Below are 19,066 nucleotides of genomic sequence, written 5' to 3'. Positions count from 1 at the left end.
CCTTATGAGAAAAACTGATTTAAGTTTTTAAAGCGTTGGATAACTTTTTCACTTTCTGCTTGGATTGATTCAAGTCTCTGACTGACCTGTTGTAGACTCGACTCCATAAGGCGGGGTAGTTCAGGATCAACAAAGCTATGCGGAAGCGCATCATGAAAGTTCGCTTTCACCTTGCGCATATGGTGTTCTGCCTCACTAAGCTGATTTACGGCTTTTTCGCTCTGCGTTAACCACTTTTGGTAAAGCTCTACATCCAAGCCCTCTTGAGTCACTAGGCTAACCAGAATGCCTCGGTTCGCGATATCACGGATAACTAGGTTATTCGCCGCGTCAACGTCAAATCGTAAACGGCACATGTTGGTGTTTTGATTGACGTAGCCATACACATCACCGCTTCCCTCTTTAATGACTCGATCTAACTCATCTTTGGGTACATAAACCCAGCGGCTATCACCTTTTTCTGATTCTGAAACCGACATGTTGCTTTGCAAGACAACCAATTTAACTAAGTTAACGGCTGCGCCAACTTTGTACATCTTGGCTTTAGAGGTATCGAAGCGCATGGTTTCTTTACGCAAAATGCCCGTTGCCGCTTCAGACGTTAACGTCATGCGGTAGGCATCTTCAAGTTCATGTTGAACATCAACCAAAGACTCTCGGCAGTACTCAATTTCCTGCTCCGCGTCTTGTTGATCAAATGCATGTTTTAAGGCGAACTCTTGAACCACTTCACGTACCACATCTCGCGATTCAGGACTGTTCCATAAACAATCTTGCAGCAGTAGAAGGTCAAGCGGATTGATTTCATCGCGACCATTAAAAAACGCGCTCGCTTTTAACAACTTCACGGCTTTCTTCCAGCGGCGGTCAGAGACATACATGTCGGTATTGGCCACATCACCAAACTGAGCTTCAACTTTGGCTTCTAACATCGTTTTAAGCTGGAAAAGCTTTTCGAATGCATTGTCGGTTAACGTCAATTTGTCGAGCTGTTGTTGCCATTGATGATATTCTTCATCAGTTATCGCTAGGCCTTCTGGTACTTGTGCCTCTTGCGATGTGCCCACAGTCAACATCGACTTAAAGTTTTGTTTATTCTGAATTCGATTCACAAACACACGCACCAACATGCGGTCGTAGAGCGCATCCAATCCACTATCTTCATCGGGTAATTCATTGGAAGCCGATACCAACAAGCGCATTGGCACACGCTCGATATCGCTGCCATTTTTGAATGTTTTCTCATTAACCACTGTCAGCAATGTATTAAGAATTGCAGGGCCCGCCTTCCAGATTTCATCCAAAAATACGACTTGTGCAGTTGGCAAATACCCTTTAGTTAAGCGAACATAACGGCCGTTGTCTTTTAGCTCTTGGATACTCAGTGGCCCAAACACCTCTTCAGGGGTTGAGAAGCGCGTCATCAGGTATTCGAAGTAACTGCTGTTATCGAACGCTTGGATGAGTCGTTTGGCAATTAAGCTTTTTGCAATACCAGGGGGGCCTAAAAGAAAAACACTTTCACCAGCAAGTGCAGCAAGAAGGCAGAGCTTGATCGTATGTTCACGCTCATAAACGCCATCCGTTAACGCTTTCGCCAATTTATTGATGCGTTCTGAGAGAAGCGCTTTTTCGGCATTTGAGGCAAATAAGGTTTGTGTCATACGTTCTCCGGCTGCTGAAGTGGTATTGCGTTAATATTTTTATACACTTGTTATCACTTTGTTACAAATGTATTTTGTCGAATTCCCCTTATAGCAGATGCTTTTCCCCATCTTGACGAAGCAATCAAAGTTTCCATTTATGAGACATTGCTCACTTAAAGTGCAAACGCTTTCGTCGTGTTGCAGTATTTTTTGCTTTTGTTTCCCACCATTTGTGGTTAATGTCGAAAAACGTCAAAAATGCGGTAACAGCTAGGGTTCATAACTGCATGAGCAAGATAATTCATAAATGGAAGCAAATTTCTCTGATTGAAGAAGACGTTATGCTTCCTACAGGACAGGCAATTACGCACACCACAATCCATCATCCGGGTGCTGCGGTGATTCTCCCTATTACAGCGGAGGGTGAGATTGTCCTTGTCCACCAATTTCGGCCTTCACTTAATAAATGGCTATTGGAACTTCCTGCTGGTACCAGAGAAGGCAACGAAGAGCCACTCTGCTGCGCCAAAAGAGAGTTAGAGGAAGAAACTGGGTTTAGTGCAGAGAAATTCACGTCTCTCGGCCAAGTCACCCCTCTTGCCGGATTTTGTGATGAGATACAGTATCTATTTGTTGCCGAAAAGCTTAACAAAACGAACCGTTACGAGTGCGATGAAGACGAAGTGATTGAGGTCGTCACCTTGTCAATCAAGCAACTCGAAGAAAAGATTGTCGATGGCACGATCACCGATGCCAAAACGATCGCTTGCTTAAGCAAAGCGCGCCTTTGCGGATATATTTAGGACTTTGACCAAGGAGACATTCATGGATTTTCGATCAGATACCGTTACACAGCCCACCCAAGCCATGCGAGAAGCCATGTTTAAGGCCCCCGTTGGGGATGATGTTTATGGTGATGACCCTACGGTCAATGAGCTTGAAAAATTTGCTGCGCAGCTTGCTGGTTTCGAAGCAGCTTTGTTTACCACTTCAGGCACTCAAGCCAATCTGCTCGGTTTAATGGCGCATTGCGAGCGGGGAGATGAATATCTATGTGGGCAACAAGCACATAACTACAAATACGAAGCTGGTGGCGCGGCGGTTTTGGGATCAATTCAACCTCAACCAGTCGAAAATAACCCAGATGGCACGCTACCATTTGATAAACTGGCTGCTGCGATTAAACCAGATGATTGTCACTTTGCTCGCACTAAGCTTCTCAGCTTAGAAAACACAATTAATGGTAAAGTACTACCTCTGTCTTACTTAACAGAAGCACGTGACTTCGTGAATAAACATAACTTGCAGATGCATCTAGATGGCGCTCGCGTTTTTAACGCAGCCGTTGCACTTGATGTTCCGGTAAAAGAGATCGGTCAGTACTTTGATTCAATGACGATCTGTCTGTCGAAAGGTCTGGCTGCCCCTGTTGGCTCGCTACTGCTTGGTAGCAAAGACTACATCGCAAAAGCACGTCGCTTAAGAAAGATGGTCGGCGGTGGTATGCGTCAAGCGGGTATTCTTGCCGCAGCAGGCAAACTTGCCCTTACCGAACAAGTGGAACAGCTAAAACAAGATCACATCAACGCAAAAACCTTAGCGGAAGGTTTAGCAGAACTGCCTGGTTTTTCAGTCAACCCTGAATTTGTTCAAACGAACATCGTGTTCGCGAAGCTTGATCCTCAAGTGGACATAGTAAGTATCGCTGCGAAACTAAAGGAACAAAACATCACGATAACCCCTGGAAATCCAATTCGTTTTGTAACTCATAAAGATATTTCAGCGAAAGACATCGACACTTTCTTATCAAGTATAAAATCTCTACTTTAATTTGATTTTGATCATTGAGCTTCCCCTAAGGGGAAGCTTTATTGTATCGGCATGATTTTTAGCGAATAGATAACCTCCATGCTCAGATTTGTACTTCTAATCTCTTTTATTTTCTCTTCCGCTATCCATGCCGAGCCGTTTGGTGATGCTGATAAAGGTAAAATCAAATCACCTAGCTGTGTCTATTGTCACGGTGTTACAGGCATCGCAACGAACAACACCTATCCAAGCCTTGCTGGTCAAAATACTCAGTACCTTTACAATGCAATGAAATCTTATCAAGCCGGTGAGCGTAAAGGGCCACTTGCAGAAATGATGGCAGCACAGTTAAAAATGTTAAATGATGAAGACCTTCGTGATGTCGCTGCTTTTTATGCAGAACAGACAGAAATCAAGTGATTAGATCACCTGTAGATGTACTATGAAAGCTCGTGAATCATCCAAACTCAACACATATTGAAACATTAACCCAACATTTGGCCACAAAACAATCAAATTAACTTCACTTCAAATATTTGATGAATTTATAGTTCAACATAAGCATTAATATTGACTTTTTATTCTATTTTATCGATATTTCATGCTTTATTGAATTTGACGTGAAGTAAGTTATGTCTCACACACATGCGCAACCAGCAGACTCGGTTGCTACCCCTAAGTCGTGGCAGATGCCAGATACCCTCATTTTGATCTTCATTGTTGGTATTCTTGCTGCGATTCTTACCTACTTAATTCCTGCTGGTCATTTTGATAGCCAACAGGTGACCTACATGGTCGACGGTGCAGAAAAAACTCGCACAGTTATCGATCCTTCTTCTTTCTCTTATGCAACCGACGAAAACGGTGAATTGGTTTACAACAAGGTTGGCCTGTTTGCTTCTGGTGGTGGCATTGGTTTGATGAACTTCCCTTTCGAAGGGCTAGTTTCTGGCTCTAAATGGGGCAGCGCGATCGGCGTGATTATGTTCATGTTGGTTATCGGCGGTGCTTTCGGCGTTGTAATGCGCACAGGCACAATCGATAACGGTATCCTGCGCCTTATCGATAAGACCAAAGGTAACGAAGCGCTATTCATTCCAGTGCTATTTTTGCTGTTCTCGCTAGGCGGTGCGGTATTTGGTATGGGTGAAGAAGCCGTAGCGTTTGCGATTATTATCGCGCCGCTTATGGTTCGCCTTGGTTATGATGGTATCACTACGGTAATGGTTACCTATGTTGCGACTCAAATTGGCTTCGCTACTTCTTGGATGAACCCTTTTTCCGTAGCTATTGCGCAAGGCATTGCGGGTGTACCTGTTTTATCCGGCATGACAGTACGCATGGGGTTATGGGCTGGCTTTACGTTAATCGGTATCGCTTTCACAATGATCTACGCCGCTCGTGTGAAGTCAAATCCTAAACTTTCTTACAGCCATCGCACAGACCAGTATTTCCGTCAGCAAGAGCTTGGCAATCAAGATTCTCGTTGGAACCTAGGTGACACACTCGTTATCCTTACGGTTATTGCGACCACGGTGTGGGTCGTTTGGGGCGTAGTCGCTAACGCATGGTACATCCCAGAAATCGCGTCTCAATTTTTCACTATGGGCTTTGTTGTCGCGATCATCGGTACGATTTTCCGCCTGAACGGTATGACGCTAAACTGCGCAGCTGATGCATTTAAAGAAGGTGCAGCTATTATGCTTGCACCTGCCCTGTTAGTGGGTTGTGCAAAAGGTGTATTGTTGATCCTTGGTGGTGGTACAACTGATGAAGCGAGTGTACTGAACTCAATTCTAAACAGTGCTGGCGGCGTGATTAGCGGGCTTCCTGACGTGGCTGCGGCATGGTTAATGTATGTATTCCAATCTATCTTCAACTTCTTCGTCACTTCGGGCTCTGGACAAGCGGCACTAACGATGCCTCTACTGGCCCCTCTGGCAGACATTGCAGGAGTTACGCGCCAAGTGGCAGTTTTGTCATTCCAACTTGGCGATGGCTTTACTAACGTTATCGTCCCTACTTCGGCATCTCTCATGGCAACGCTTGGTGTCTGCCGTATCGACTGGGGTGACTGGGCAAAATTCTGCTGGCGATTTATTCTATTACTCTTTACCCTATCAAGTATCGTCGTTATCGCAGCTCATATTATGGGTTTTGCGTAAAACGAAGCCAATTGGTAATTAAGGCGAGACATGTTCTCGCCTTATTAATATTCATGGTATGACGACGCTAAGGTTTTAGATTAGCTTATGGTTTTGGAGTGGTAACTTTAATGGCAACACAATTTCTCGATGACGTGATTCAAGGTCATCAAGTGATTCAATCTCTCAATGTAGCAGACCTAAATTCGGGCGAGCATAAGTTTTGGTTTCGCATCGCAACGAATGCTCTCTCTCAGTGGCAACACCTACCTGTGCTAGTGTTCAAAGGTGAAAAACCTGGCAAGAAGATCATGATTACCGCAGGGGTTCATGGTGATGAGTACAATGGTGTGTTAGCAGCGCAGAAAACTGCTCGAGAGCTCATCGGCACTGAAGTCGCTGGTACTGTCACTATTGTTCCAACCATTAACATGCCTGGTATGCTAAACCACAGCCGCGATTTCTATTCCGCAGACCCTGATGCGTCTCCTGCAAACTTAAACCGCTTTTTTCCTGGTGACCAAAACGGCAATGAGGCCCAACGTTACTTATATGCATTGTGGAATGATTTGCTCAAGCCAAATGCTGATTTAGCCATTGACGTTCACACTCAAACCAGTGGTGCTGCCTATCCACTTTACGTGTTTGCAGATTTCCGAATCGAGCAATCATTAGAAATGGCTCGCCTCATTAATCCTGATGCGATTTTAAATGATCCTGGAGATGCTGGCGTCCTTGAAACGGTCTGGAATAACCATGGTGTCCCAAGCATTACTGTTGAAGTAGGTATGGGGCGATACACCGAGCAAGAACTTATCAGTCGAACTGTAACAGGCATTTTTAATGTGCTGAAAAAGCATAACATTGTTGAAGGTGATATGGACCCTATTACGTCATGCTTGGAAGGAAACGAAATCATCAGTGTGAAAGCGACACACGGCGGCTTTGTACTGCCTCATGTCAGTTTGATGGATTTTGTCGAGCAAGGTCAACTTCTTGCGATTCAATACGACAGCTTTGGCGCTGAGATTAAACGCTACACCGCCCCAACAAGCGGCACAGTACTTAGCCACAATGTTGAATCTATTCGAGCACCAGGTTCCCTGATCGTTCGTTTGATTAAGTAAACCATAACCGTTTGTTGATAGAGCAACCTTTCGACGCTCACTCAAATTTATATAAGCCCCATCACGAGTAATCACAAATGATGGGGCTATATCCATTTTGACCACATTAAGTTACGCCGTAACAAATTACTGTTAAGCGAAATGACAAACTGAGCTCTTAATTAGGAAGCTTCCCCTCTGTCCGCTTTTTCAGCCACGCTGATGAACTTAAAGCTGTCTTTGTTTCTCTTGTTCAACAAAAATGAGCTCGTCGATAGCGAAACCTTTCTCTTTAGCTACGTACTTAAAGCGCTCCACTACTTTCTCATCAACGTTAGGCGTTCTAGACAATAGCCACAAATAGTCGTGGTTGTAACCGGAAACAAACGCATAGTCATAGTTTTCACCTAGCTCAAAAACAATGTAAGAAGAGTATATTGGCCCAAAAAAGGAAACCTTTAAGTGTCCAACCGTTTTATCTTCAACAAAATAAGCTTTGCCTTCAGCTTCTGACCACTGTCGCTCTTCTTCGAAATATCCACGGTTTATCACCTTAACCCCACCACCCTCGCGAACCTGATACTCAGCGGTAACGTTGGATAAGCCTCGCTCAAATGAATGGTCTAGGCGTGCAATTTCGTACCACTTACCTAGATATGGCTCTAAATCGAAATTATTGACGGGTTCCACCCCATCCGGCTTCGAAGTACAACCAAATAAAGTTGCAAGTGACAAAAGTAAAAATATTTTTATCGATTTCATACAACACCTAAATTTTAATTAGTGATTGATTTTACTCTAGAAGATAACAAATCGATCACTAAGCCGCACCATCGCCCTCATAGGTACACATCACAATTCTTCATCATCAATAGCGCGCTGAACACCGAAACCTCGTCATCTCAGCAAATCGATAACAAGATTGCTCTATTTTTGACTTACAAGCTGACCATGCTTGTACATTTTGTCAGCATTTAACCCTATGCATATAGAAACTTTGCACAACATAGACATTCGTAGGCATATCACCCTCCTATAATACGTTGCGTTATAGACAGAGGTTATTGTTATGAAATTAAAAACAGTGTCAGTTTGTGCACTTTTGGTGTTACTTGCAGGTTGTCAGCAGGAAAAGCCGAGCGAAACGACACAATTAACGACCTCGGCAGATGTATGTAATGCACAAGGAAACATGCCAGGTGGGTGGAATGAGTTTAACGCGACCCCTGATGCACAAAAGGCAATGGCCTTTGTTTTAAAGAAAATGGACACAATAGCGTCGTTTAAACAAATACTGAATGTTCACGCGCAAATCGTTAGCGGCGTCAACTATGCTATTGAGTTTGAATTGGATGATGGCTCTGTTTGGAACACGATTGTTTATCGCAACCTCGATGGCGAATATGCGATTACCCAATCGCCAAAAGAAGGCCACTTTTGCGAACAGTAGCGACTTAGTCAGAAAGCCCCTAACAATAGGGGCTTTTTGATCTAACAGTAATCACTGAATTAGACAGCGAAGCGACATTGAGATTTAATCGACACCGTTGAACCAAGTCTTGATGGTTCAACATCAATCCTCTGCGCCATTTGCTCTTTCAGCTCAGAAACGTGAGAAATAACACCGATCATGCGCCCAGTCTGTTGCAAGTCCACTAGCGTTTGAATAGCAAGATCTAAAGACTCTGGGTCTAAACTACCGAAGCCCTCATCAATAAATAAAGTGTCTAAACGGATACCGCCACTATAGGATTGCACAACATCCGACAAACCAAGTGCCAGAGCAAGCGCTGCCATAAATGATTCACCGCCGGAAAGTGTCGCAACATCACGCGTTTTTCCTGTGTAGCCATCTTCAACCATTAAATCTAAGCCGCGACCCGCTGCGCCTTTGAAGCCCTCTGTTTTTCGAGCAAGAATATAGCGCCCTTTACTCATAAGGCTTAAGCGTTGAGAGGCCTGAATCAGCACATCATCCAACAGTACACCAAGAACAAAGCGATGTAGGCTAACCCTGCTGCCTGTTTTACCGCTAGCAACGTCGTACAACGTACCAAAGACTTTGTATTCTTCTTCTAACTTACTATTTTTCTCATGCAACACGGCAATATCTTTACGAACCTTTTCAAGACGTTCAAATATTGAGCGTGTGGTATCAAGTTGATTCCTTACTTCAATATATTGCGCCTGCAGAGTGGTTAACCTGTCGTTAAACGACTCCAAATTAGGCCTTTCAAGATCTTTCAATGCATGATTTAAATCATGTAGTGTTTGCTCAAGCTTGGTTTGTGCCTGTTTGAAACTGTCTATTTCTTGCTGCCAGGCTTGAAGTTCATCATCTCCCACTCGACTACTTAGATAATGGCTTTCATCCTCAAATTTACTCGCCTGTAGTGCCTCATTCCATGCTAATTCTGCTTGGCTAAGTTTTTGCTCTGACTCAGATAACCACTGCTTGTTCGTCGCTAAGTGACTTTCCGCATTTGATTTCTCCAATATCGCTTGCTGCAAAGCGGTTTGCGCCTTTTCTAAGCCTGTGTTCAAACTCAGAATTTGCTCTTTTGTCAGCAAAATTTCACGTTCAAGCAAGTCAGCGGAACTGTATTTTGGGTCAATAGAAGCTTGTAATTGAGCCAATTGTTCTTGGTTCGCTTTAACGGTTGATTCATTTGCCGCCATTTTATTCTGCAGCTCATAAATTTTATTTTCACCCACGACGCAGCGTTGATTAAGCTGTTCAACGTTCCTTTCTAGTTTTTCAATATCAATAGCTTGTAGACGTAGGAGTTGAGCATTAAGCGCTTGCAAATCATTTTGAACCGTCGAGATCTCAGATGTAGCATACTCACCCAACTCCTCTTTCAACTGGTTACACTGATTCTGATACTGACTAATGACAACGTTATGTTGTTCTAGCTGATTGCTTAGTTGGTTCAACAAGGTTTGAGCTTCTCGCTCTTTCGCTCTAGCCGCCTGAACTTGCTCTTTTGTAACGGCTTCTTCAACAAACGTTGCGGGGTTAGGATGCGTTTCGCTACCACACACCGGGCATGCTTCACCTGCTTTTAGTCGCTGCGCTAATACTGCTGCTTGAGCGTTGTGCCACTTAAGCTCTATCGTATCAGCGTCTTGTTGACACTGCATATAGCGCTGACTGGCTTCGTTTAGTGACTGCTGCTTACCTACAGTTAGCGCATTGAGTTTAGAGAGCTCTAAAGTAAGATCATGCAGCTTTTTTAGATCCTGTAGCAGCCGTTGTTTTTGTTTTATTTCCGCATCGATGCTGCCAATAAGCGCAACATCAACTCGTGCTTTCTCTAGCTCCTTCTGTCCCTGCTGGGCCTGTAACGTTAACTTATCTTTTAGTTCTATGTACTGTTTTAACGTTGCTTCAAATTGTTGTTTTTGTTGATAACCCGCCGTTATTTTACTTTCCAAATTGTCTTTCTCGACCAACTTGTTTTTCGTACTTTCAAGCTGATACTGCAGTTGCGTTAACTGCGGGACCTTTGCCGCGGCCTCTTTTGCACTTTGCTGCAAGTTTTCTTGTTCTCTCGCAACGACATGAGCTTTTTCGAGACTCTCTTTCAAAGCTACGATTTTTTGCCTAAGCTCTTGCGTTTGAGCTTTTGCATTTTGTAATGAGATATAGGGCAACTCTATCTTATTGGCATTTTTAGCGTTTTCTAATTGCTGTTGACGAGCTTTTATCGAATCTGAGTGTTCTAGATGCAGCTTGAGTGCGCTTTCTGCTTGCTCTCGTTTCGAAAACTCTCCATTCAAGGTTTCCGCTTTTTGCAATTCAGATTTAGCAGTATTGAGCTTATCTAACGCTGCTTGCTCATTCTTTTTATCAGACTCTAATTGCTTAGTTACTTGTTCCAGTTGTTGTAATAGTTCTTGTTCAGAACTCGCTTCTGCAACTTGTAAAGCACCTCGAATTTGATTATCAAATTCGCCTTTCGCTTTACTAATTGCACTCGCTTTATCTTTGAGCGCGTACTCAATTTTTTTATATATGTCAGTTTGAAAGAGCTGGCCAAAAATTTCTTCACGCTCTTTAGAGCTAGCAAGCAACAGTTCTCGGAATTTTCCTTGAGGCAACACCATAACTTGACGAAATTGAGTTTCATTCAAGCCAATAATATTGCTAACTTCAGTTTTAACCTGAGTCGTCTTGCTGGTGATAAGCGTTTCAGTCTCACCGAGTTCATAAAGAGCCGCAGTGTGCTTTTTAATCGTCATCCCTTCACCACGGGCCTTGGGCGCTTCCTGCTCAGGGGATCGAACAACTCGGTATTGTTTGCCGTGTAACGAAAATTCGAGAACTACTTCGGTTGGTAAATCTTGCGCGGATAAGTCACACCGCATCTGAATACCTTGTCGCTCATTACCTGTGGTTTCACCATAAAGGGCGAAGCAAATGGCATCTAAGATCGACGTTTTACCTGAGCCTGTAGGACCATTAATCAAAAACAGAGGGTTACGGCCAAGCTTTTCAAAGTCAATGACTTCGGTTTTTGCAAACGGACCAAAGGCTTGCATGGTAAGTTTAATTGGTTTCATCTTTGGTCCCTATTGCTGTGATAATTGCTTAATAATGTCAGTAACAGCTTGCTCTTGCTCTTTAGACAACTGGCTATCTTGCGCCTCAATAAAAAAATCTCGGAACATATCAATTTCGCTTCGCGCCAACTTTGCTTGCGCCATTTCCTGCTCTACCCCAATTAACATGCCAGGTTTCTCAAGGTGTAAAACGTTTGGATACACTGAACGAAGTTTTTCCATTGGGTTTAAAATCGCATGTTTATCCATCAAACGAACTAACAAATAATCTTCATTCTTAGGGTCTGTTTTGCCTTGATCAATAACTTTATCCAGCTCGCCCTCTACAATGCGCATTTCATGAGGAGCCGTAAGATCAATATGCTCTGCAGAAACAAATCCTTTCTTGTCCAGTTCAACTAACGTGAAACCTTTTCTCTGGTTCTGTTCACCAAAGCTATACTTCATGAGTGAGCCAGAGTAGCGGATATGCTCTGCGCCTTTCTTTTGAGGCTGATGCAAATGACCAAGTGCGACGTAGTCAAAATCTAAGAAGTGTTCATGACTCACGCGATCAGAGCCACCAATAGATAATGGTCGTTCAGAGTCTGACTCGATGGCCCCATCAACAAAACAATGACTCACGAGCACGCGCTTTTGCGTAGAGATAAAGCGCTCTTTAATTTGCTCAACAAGCAATTGATGAGCCTCATCATGAGTGGATACCGAGGCTTTGTAGGCAAACCTGACCTGTTCAGGGTCGTTATAAGGCATACCATAAAACGCGACCTCATCCGCAGAGTCCGTTTTTATGATGATGGGAGTGAGCATATCTTCAAAGTTGCTAACAATATGGAGACCTGCATTTTTCATTTGCTCTGAGCCGAAACCTAACCTTTCTGCACCATCATGGTTGCCAGATATCAATATCATTGGTGTTTCTAACTCGGTACAAATGCGTTTCACGACTCGATTTAACAGTTCTATTGCAACCGTTGGTGGCACCGAACGGTCATAGATATCTCCCGCCACTACAACTGCATCGACGGGGTTGCGTTCAATATAGTTAATCAGTTGTTCGAGTACTGCTTGTTGATCTTCGAGTAGTGATACGTTGTGGAATTGTCGACCAAGATGCCAATCTGAGGTGTGGATAAACTTCATTCGAATTCACTTTCCGCCAATTCTATGAGTAGGCTTGCTTCTGTCAGAGTCCATGTACCGTTTATAAAAAGGAATGCGTCACGGGTGGGATCTCGAACAAGCCAAAACTCAAGTTATTTTATTTCGGTAAGGATATCTTGAGTCGAACAGCTTTTCATGTGGTTTGTGTTCTATGGCTGGCTATTTAATCAGAAAGCGAGAAGAACACTGTAAAAACGCGGTGAGCAAAGCTATTTTGAAAAGCAAGCTGCGCCTAGTCATTGTCCAAACATCATTAAAGGGCCAGTTTCGAGTCAATCCCCCATAACATTTGCATCACTAAAACCTCAGCTACTACTAGAAGGAAAAGCAATAGCCAGACCTATTCACTACGCCAATTGTATATTACTCCTACCGCATAGCCATCTGACTCGATGTCCGCTTGCAACACGTGAAAGTCTGGGCAGGGGCTGCTTCTTTGAAGCTCATCAATCACTAACGCTTTTAAAACGCCGCCACATGCACCCAATCCGCCAAGTTTGATATCAACAAATTGATACTGAGTTTGATCGGTCACCCACGGAGACAAGAATTGCATTGAGTTTAACCATTGCGGTTCTTCCTTATTAACGGATAAATACAATTGACTGAGTGGATGTTCACAACTTACTCCTAATTGCTTAAACACCTTGTCCACGGCGATGCGTTGTTGTTTGGCATCTAAGTCAATTCGAACAACATCAGGCACAAGACCTGAATGTCGAAAAAAACACTTGGTTAAAATGATAGAGCTTTGAGGTTTGACATGCCCTTCTACATCACTCGTAACCTCTATAGCCAGTATCCAAGTCGCTTGCGTTTCATTAACTTCACGATTTATCCGATTTAGTGCCATCAAAAATGCAGCTTGGCCATAAGGATAAAAGTAAATTTCAGTATTGACAGTTTGGTCAACGAAAATAGAAAGCTCGCTTATCAATGCTTTAAGCAAGCTTTTGTCTACCGAAGAGGGTAAAAGAACACAGAGATTCCCTTTGATATCAGCTTGCTCAAGACTCTCGCGCTCAGAGCGCACGAGGCTTAATATATGCTCATCTATTGATTGAGCAAAGTCAGGGGGTCGGATTTCCTCGGACAATCTAAAAGAATCATCAGCTATCTCGCGAACGGTGTGTGAACGGCCATTAAAGGATAGAAGATGCGTTTGAAATGCGAGTGGCATCTAGCCTCCGATTAAAACCGTAGGCATACCAGATAGAATTTTGCCACCATGAGACGTTGAATCGCCGACTCTTGCGGCTGGTTTACCGTTGATTGTTACGCTAGAAGAACCTGCTGAGATACTATCCGGAGGACCGATACAAATAAGCTTGTCGCCTTGTCTTGCCGCAGGTATCCCGCCAATCGTTACGTTTGGTGAACCAACAACGACGGGACCACCGACATGCGGTATCTTTCCTGTTTTTTTAGGGCAAAGATGAAAGCTGCCCAAAATTGCGGCTGGTTTACCCACTTTAAATCACCTTAGTTCAATGAAATTTGCCCAGCTTTAAGAGCAATAGCTGAGCCGTTAATGGATATTTTATTACCTTTGATATTGATTTCTCCAGAGCTAGACATCTGAATAGAAGCACCACCTACTTTGATCTCGACGCTCTTTCCTGCATTAAAAGACAGTACTTCACCCGTTTCATTCGAAAAGTTTTTACCTACTTTCAAGCTCGCGTTCTGACCAACCTCTTGATTAACATCATTGGTCACTTTTTCGGTTTTACTGTTTTCAACAGCGATATCAACACAGTCTTCAACTAGCATTTGGAACAGTTTTTCAGCATGAAGATAAATGTGCTCTTCACCAGGCTTATCATCGAAGCGCAACTCATTAAAATTGGATGTACCTTTTTGTACAGAGCGTGATTTATAACCACTCTGAGAACTTTGCTCTGGTAAAGCGTAAGGAGGGAGTTGACTACCGTTATATAGTGACCCCGTAACGATTGGTTGATCAGGGTCTCCGTTAACAAACTCGACGATGACCTCTTGTCCGACTCTAGGGTGAAACACCGACCCCCATCCGTTACCTGCAATATTTTGCGCAACACGAATCCAACATGAACTATTTACATCGTATTTACCAACACGGTCCCAGTGAAACTGAACTTTGATACGGCCATGTTTGTCTATGTAAATTTCACCATCTTTGTTCCCCGTAACTACTGCGGTTTGCAAACCTTTCATCTGAGGTTTCGGGTAGTTAACTGAAGGACGCAGGATTGTCTTTGAGTCAACACAACTAAACGAGACTTTGACACCTTGCGCACCGGTCCCACCTTGACCAGTCTGGTTATAAACAGCAGCAGACAAAAAAACAGAAGACAGTACATATTCTTTGCCGACTCGAGATTTATCTTCATGCTTTTTAAACTTGAAGCACTTGCCCACACTGAATGTTCTGCACGTAGCCTCGCCACGACACAAATATGCATTTTGCTGTAGTGCTTCTATTGCATGCGTGTTTCTCAGTGCGTATTGATCATTGCTCTCCATTTCACCCATGTATTCAAAATACTCGCTTCCAGGTACTGTAAAAAAATCACTTTCACCCTTTGCAGCATTTTTAGGATTCGAAGAAGGCTTGAGCATGTTATAGCCTGACTTTTGACTCGCTTTAGTAGTCAGAATTTGCGTTTCATGCCAAGAAGAAATGTGGCTAGATTTCGCCGTACCTGTATCAAAATCGACTAAAAACTCAGTACCCGGCTTATAAAAACTGATGTCATCAAAAATATTGAGCGTATGGGCAGACTTAGTATGTGTAAAACAAAATGATAGCCCCTCCTCCGATAACAGACGTCGAACAAATTCAAGATCTGATTCTTCATATTGTACTTTGTATGTGTATTTAGGATAGGACTTGGTTAACTCAAAACTAAAGGCAACACTATGCTCCGATAGTACTTCAGAGATAATTTCCTTTATATCTTTATGCTGAAATATTCTGCAATTTTTTCGATATTCAGCGAAACGTAATTTAGGCTCTATTAATAATTCTATGTTTTTATAATTTTCGCCTTTATGTGTATTAGAAACCCTTTTCCCTTCTAATCTTGCAGCAGAAACATAACCATGCATATAACGAGGATTTGAAGAAACATCCTCATTATTTTCAAGGGTAATGGTAACTTCCTTACCAATAATTTCGTTTAATTCACTTCGTTGATCATTAAAGTAAGCTTTAGCACGCAATGAAAAAAGTTCTGAGATCTCTTCTCTATACTCAAACGAGTTTAGTATGATGGCATCTTTACCGAATGGCGAAGAAATTCGGATGAAATTGTTATCTTGAGTTGCTCTTTTCATTAAATACTTCTTTCAAAAAAATGCGGAGGAATACTCCCCCGCATGAAAATTACATTTGTTGACCTTTAACACCACTGTAGCCGTATACCAATGGAGCAGAAGTGTTGTTCTTATCGTCAGTAGGAGTCACTGTCATCATCATTTCTGTGTAAGAAATTGTGATAGTTTCAACTGGACGATCGTCTTGGATAGAAACTGAGTAGTTAGAAATCATCGCATCAGTCAGTTCGATCTTCATGATCTCTTCAACCTTCTCACCCTGCTTAGTAATATGGAAAACCGCTGGTTTACCTTTACCAATCGTCGCTTCTTTAAATAAGTCAGGAGAAGAACGGTCTTGAAGTTTAGTGATAGTCAAATCATATAGACGAGTAGCGCTCGCTTCACGGTCCATCGCTGTACCAGTGTATGATGAGATCTCACGACCTACACTCCAATCTACAGATAGTAGTGTAATCAAATCTTTGTATTGCTCGGCTGTTGCCTCACCCTTAATATCTGCGTATTTAAGATACGTATTAGACTGCATGCTAATCTCCTATAGCATTATTAATTGACATATATCGTAATAATTTAATTATCTGACGTTTGGTGATAATTAGTGATTAATGTATCAAAAACTTCATTTTAAATACGCCCTGTTATATCTTTAAATAAGATTTAATTTAAGCGTTTTTTATAAAAAATAATAGTTAATATGAACCAACTCCCAATTATTATTGAGAGTGTAAAGGATGTTAAACTATTGAGACATCAAGTCCACTAGTTGTACCTTTAACAATAATTTCATCAAACGTCTTATCATTAAGAATTGCATGCAATATTTCATGAGAAATCTTCGGAAGCAATGTATTTTCTATGGTTGTTTGTACCACACGCGCACCACTCCCAGACTCATTGCTATTGTCTACAATATCATTAATTAGTTCCTCATCAAAAAACAGGTCAGCGTTATAGTGCTTACGAATACGAGTCGTAATTTTATCCAACTTTAATTTTGTTATTTCTATCAATACTTTTCTTGATAGAGGCAAATAAGGTAATACATTCACACGCCCTAAAAATGCTGGTTTAAAGTCAACCAACAAATCATCGCGTAAAGCATCTTTTAGTGCTGACGGCTCAGGAGCTAAATCAGGATCAGAATACAAAGACATCGTCGTTTCGGTCCCTGTGTTCGCGGTCATAATAATAATAGTGTTTTTAAAGTCTATATCTCGACCTTCACCGTCTTTAATTGAGCCTTTATCAAATACCTGATAAAAAATATCTTGAACACCAGGGTGCGCTTTTTCCATTTCATCGAGGAGAATTACACTATAAGGTTTACGTCTAACAGCTTCAGTCAGTACACCTCCTTCTCCATAACCGACATAACCAGGAGGAGAACCTAATAGCAATGAGACTTTATGCTCTTCCTTAAATTCCGACATATTGATAGTCGTGACATTTTCTTCACTACCATACACTTTCTCTGCAATCGCCAAAGCCGATTCGGTTTTACCCACTCCGCTTGGTCCGGTTAGGAGAAATACACCATTTGGTCGTGTCTCATCCGTGAGCTGCGCACTCGCGGTTTTTATCACTTCAGACATGAGCTCTAAAGCGTGATCCTGCCCGACAACTCGCTTACACAAACTTTCTTTCAAACCCAATACTGCTTGGATTTCATCATCCTGAAGTTTACCCAGCGGTATACCGGTCCAATCCGAAATAACTTCTGCGATTAGCGCTTCATTTACATGCGAAAAAACTAACGGCTGTGAGTTAGCGGAAAGGTTATTTTCAAGCTCTTGTAACTTGTCTCTAGCAGTTTCAGAACCCTCCTGGATTATTTGGGTTCTAAGTGACTTAGCTTCACTTACCCATTCTTTTTCTTTTTCCCAAAGTACCTCTAATTCAATAATGTCATTAGATAGCGCATCAATCTCTTTTCGGACACCTTGGAGCTGCACATCAAGAGATGCTCCTAATCGATTCTCTTGGCTAAGATGCTCATACTCAGCTTGCTTTGCTTTAAGTTTGTTTCTTTTCGCATCTAGACCTCCCGGTGTAGATGACTGACTTAACGCAACTCGAGAACAGGCCGTATCCAAAACAGAAACCGCCTTATCTGGCAGTTGACGACCATTAATGTATCGAGCTGAGAGTTGGACCGCTGCATTGAGAGCTTGGTTAGTGATATGAACATCGTGGTGTTGTGCCATTACATCAAGTAAGCCTCGTAACATTTCGATCGCGAGCTCAGGGGCTGGCTCATCAACCTTTACGACTTGAAAACGCCTAGTTAAAGCTGCATCTTTTTCAAAATACTTTTTATACTCTGCCCACGTTGTTGCCGCGATCGTTCTGAGTTCGCCTCTCGCCAATGCTGGCTTCAGAATATTCGCCGCATCACCTTGGCCCGCTTGCCCACCACCGCCAATTAGGCCATGAGCTTCATCAATAAACAATATAATAGGCTGTGGAGCGTCGTTTACTTCCTTCACAAGGTTCTTAAGCCTGTTTTCAAACTCACCTTTCATGCCTGCACCGGCTTGCAGTAACGCCAAATCCAGAGACTTAATTGCCACATTTTGCAGAGCGGGAGGTACATCGCCATCAATGATCTTTTGCGCCAAACCTTCAACAACGGCTGTTTTTCCAACACCTGCTTCTCCCGTAAGAATCGGGTTGTTTTGTCGGCGTCTTAATAAAATATCGATCATTAGGCGAATTTCATTATCTCTGCCAATCACCGGATCTATTTTACCTTCCCTAGCTTGCTCAGTAAGGTCTGTTGTAAATTGATTCAAGGCGGAATTCGCGTTTGACTGCGCTAAGTCATTCGATCTTGATTGAGGCGCATTACTTTCTTTAAAGTTCAATAAGCGAGATGGTTCTATCTTGTTTAGTTCAGGACTAATCGAACCAGCCATGTTGACTAACGTATCATCAGACAAGTAGGCAAATAAAAGATGGATGCACCCCAACTGTTCTTGATTGAATTCAATGGTTGCAGATAACAAGGCATTTTGCATAACAGTCACCGTATGAGCTGATAGCCCAGGCACCGACTGGCATCCTGTTTTGTATTTTTCTAATGCCTTTTGAATATCGGTTTCAACCTTGATTTTATCGACATCAAATTCGTCAAAAACTTCAGAGTAAATATCGTCAGGATGGCGGATAATCATCATTAACCAGTGAGACATTTCAATACTGTGATGAGTTCGGGAGCTTGCCATCGCAGCTGCCTGTTCAAGTGTTTCCTTAGCCTGAGGAGACAATCTTTCGACCAACGCTGAAAGTGAGAGTGAAGCCATTACATTTC

15 protein-coding genes are annotated in these 19,066 nt (G+C 42.6%); 6 read left to right on the top strand and 9 right to left on the bottom strand.

Features of this window, described 5'->3' with window-relative positions:
- Positions 1-2 precede the first annotated feature (2 nt).
- Positions 3-1,664, bottom strand: coding sequence for an ATPase RavA domain-containing protein (locus tag R7M72_RS09200; protein ID WP_213886024.1), 1,662 nt, complete (start codon positions 1,662-1,664; stop codon positions 3-5).
- 269 nt (positions 1,665-1,933) lie between these two features.
- Here R7M72_RS09200 and R7M72_RS09195 point away from each other — a divergent pair, with 269 nt between their 5' ends.
- The 5 genes from R7M72_RS09195 (at position 1,934) to R7M72_RS09175 (ending at position 6,726) form a co-directional block, all read left to right on the top strand.
- A complete protein-coding gene (locus R7M72_RS09195) occupies positions 1,934-2,449 on the top strand; it encodes an NUDIX hydrolase (RefSeq protein WP_017820203.1) in 516 nt (171 codons plus the stop codon).
- Between the two features lie 22 nt (positions 2,450-2,471).
- On the top strand, positions 2,472-3,476 hold the full coding sequence (ltaE, locus tag R7M72_RS09190; RefSeq protein ID WP_132936425.1) for a low-specificity L-threonine aldolase: 1,005 nt from the start codon (positions 2,472-2,474) through the stop codon (positions 3,474-3,476).
- A gap of 78 nt (positions 3,477-3,554) precedes the next feature.
- The gene (locus R7M72_RS09185; RefSeq protein ID WP_132936424.1) at positions 3,555-3,875 is read left to right on the top strand and encodes a c-type cytochrome; all 321 of its coding nucleotides are present in this window, start codon (positions 3,555-3,557) and stop codon (positions 3,873-3,875) included.
- A 212-nt stretch (positions 3,876-4,087) separates the two neighbouring features.
- Entirely contained in the window at positions 4,088-5,620 is a 1,533-nt protein-coding gene (gene yfcC / locus R7M72_RS09180) for a putative basic amino acid antiporter YfcC (RefSeq protein WP_005387492.1), read from the top strand.
- 110 nt (positions 5,621-5,730) lie between these two features.
- The gene (locus R7M72_RS09175) at positions 5,731-6,726 is read left to right on the top strand and encodes a succinylglutamate desuccinylase/aspartoacylase family protein (protein WP_042520988.1); all 996 of its coding nucleotides are present in this window, start codon (positions 5,731-5,733) and stop codon (positions 6,724-6,726) included.
- Positions 6,727-6,933: 207 nt separating this feature from the next.
- Here the strand turns inward: R7M72_RS09175 and R7M72_RS09170 are convergent, their stop codons facing one another.
- Positions 6,934-7,467 (bottom strand): lipocalin family protein, encoded by a 534-nt coding sequence (locus tag R7M72_RS09170; protein ID WP_318056143.1) that lies wholly within the window; start codon positions 7,465-7,467, stop codon positions 6,934-6,936.
- Positions 7,468-7,774: 307 nt separating this feature from the next.
- Here R7M72_RS09170 and R7M72_RS09165 point away from each other — a divergent pair, with 307 nt between their 5' ends.
- Positions 7,775-8,155, top strand: a complete 381-nt coding sequence (locus tag R7M72_RS09165; protein WP_005387498.1) for a cystatin domain-containing protein — start codon at positions 7,775-7,777, stop codon at positions 8,153-8,155.
- A 59-nt stretch (positions 8,156-8,214) separates the two neighbouring features.
- On the opposite strand, the gene R7M72_RS09160 is transcribed toward R7M72_RS09165, so the two are convergent.
- The 7 genes from R7M72_RS09160 to tssH form a co-directional block, all read right to left on the bottom strand.
- Positions 8,215-11,271 (bottom strand): SMC family ATPase, encoded by a 3,057-nt coding sequence (locus tag R7M72_RS09160; protein WP_315957186.1) that lies wholly within the window; start codon positions 11,269-11,271, stop codon positions 8,215-8,217.
- A 9-nt stretch (positions 11,272-11,280) separates the two neighbouring features.
- Positions 11,281-12,414, bottom strand: a complete 1,134-nt coding sequence (locus R7M72_RS09155; RefSeq protein ID WP_025767717.1) for an exonuclease SbcCD subunit D — start codon at positions 12,412-12,414, stop codon at positions 11,281-11,283.
- A 361-nt stretch (positions 12,415-12,775) separates the two neighbouring features.
- Entirely contained in the window at positions 12,776-13,615 is an 840-nt protein-coding gene (locus R7M72_RS09150) for a hypothetical protein (RefSeq protein WP_025767716.1), read from the bottom strand.
- The gene (locus R7M72_RS09145) at positions 13,616-13,906 is read right to left on the bottom strand and encodes a PAAR domain-containing protein (RefSeq protein WP_005375969.1); all 291 of its coding nucleotides are present in this window, start codon (positions 13,904-13,906) and stop codon (positions 13,616-13,618) included. It lies immediately after the preceding gene.
- An 11-nt stretch (positions 13,907-13,917) separates the two neighbouring features.
- Entirely contained in the window at positions 13,918-15,753 is a 1,836-nt protein-coding gene (gene tssI, locus R7M72_RS09140; RefSeq protein ID WP_053349933.1) for a type VI secretion system tip protein TssI/VgrG, read from the bottom strand.
- A 49-nt stretch (positions 15,754-15,802) separates the two neighbouring features.
- Positions 15,803-16,282 (bottom strand): Hcp family type VI secretion system effector, encoded by a 480-nt coding sequence (locus tag R7M72_RS09135; protein ID WP_005375967.1) that lies wholly within the window; start codon positions 16,280-16,282, stop codon positions 15,803-15,805.
- A gap of 208 nt (positions 16,283-16,490) precedes the next feature.
- On the bottom strand, positions 16,491-19,058 hold the full coding sequence (tssH, locus tag R7M72_RS09130) for a type VI secretion system ATPase TssH (RefSeq protein WP_064369230.1): 2,568 nt from the start codon (positions 19,056-19,058) through the stop codon (positions 16,491-16,493).
- Between the last annotated feature and the right edge of the window lie 8 nt (positions 19,059-19,066).

It is taken from the genome of Vibrio sp. YT-18 (genome assembly GCF_033337345.1).
In the GTDB taxonomy this organism is placed as follows: domain Bacteria; phylum Pseudomonadota; class Gammaproteobacteria; order Enterobacterales; family Vibrionaceae; genus Vibrio; species Vibrio alginolyticus.
Note: the sequence above shows the minus strand (reverse complement) of the source record. Positions and strands in the feature narration are given on the sequence as shown.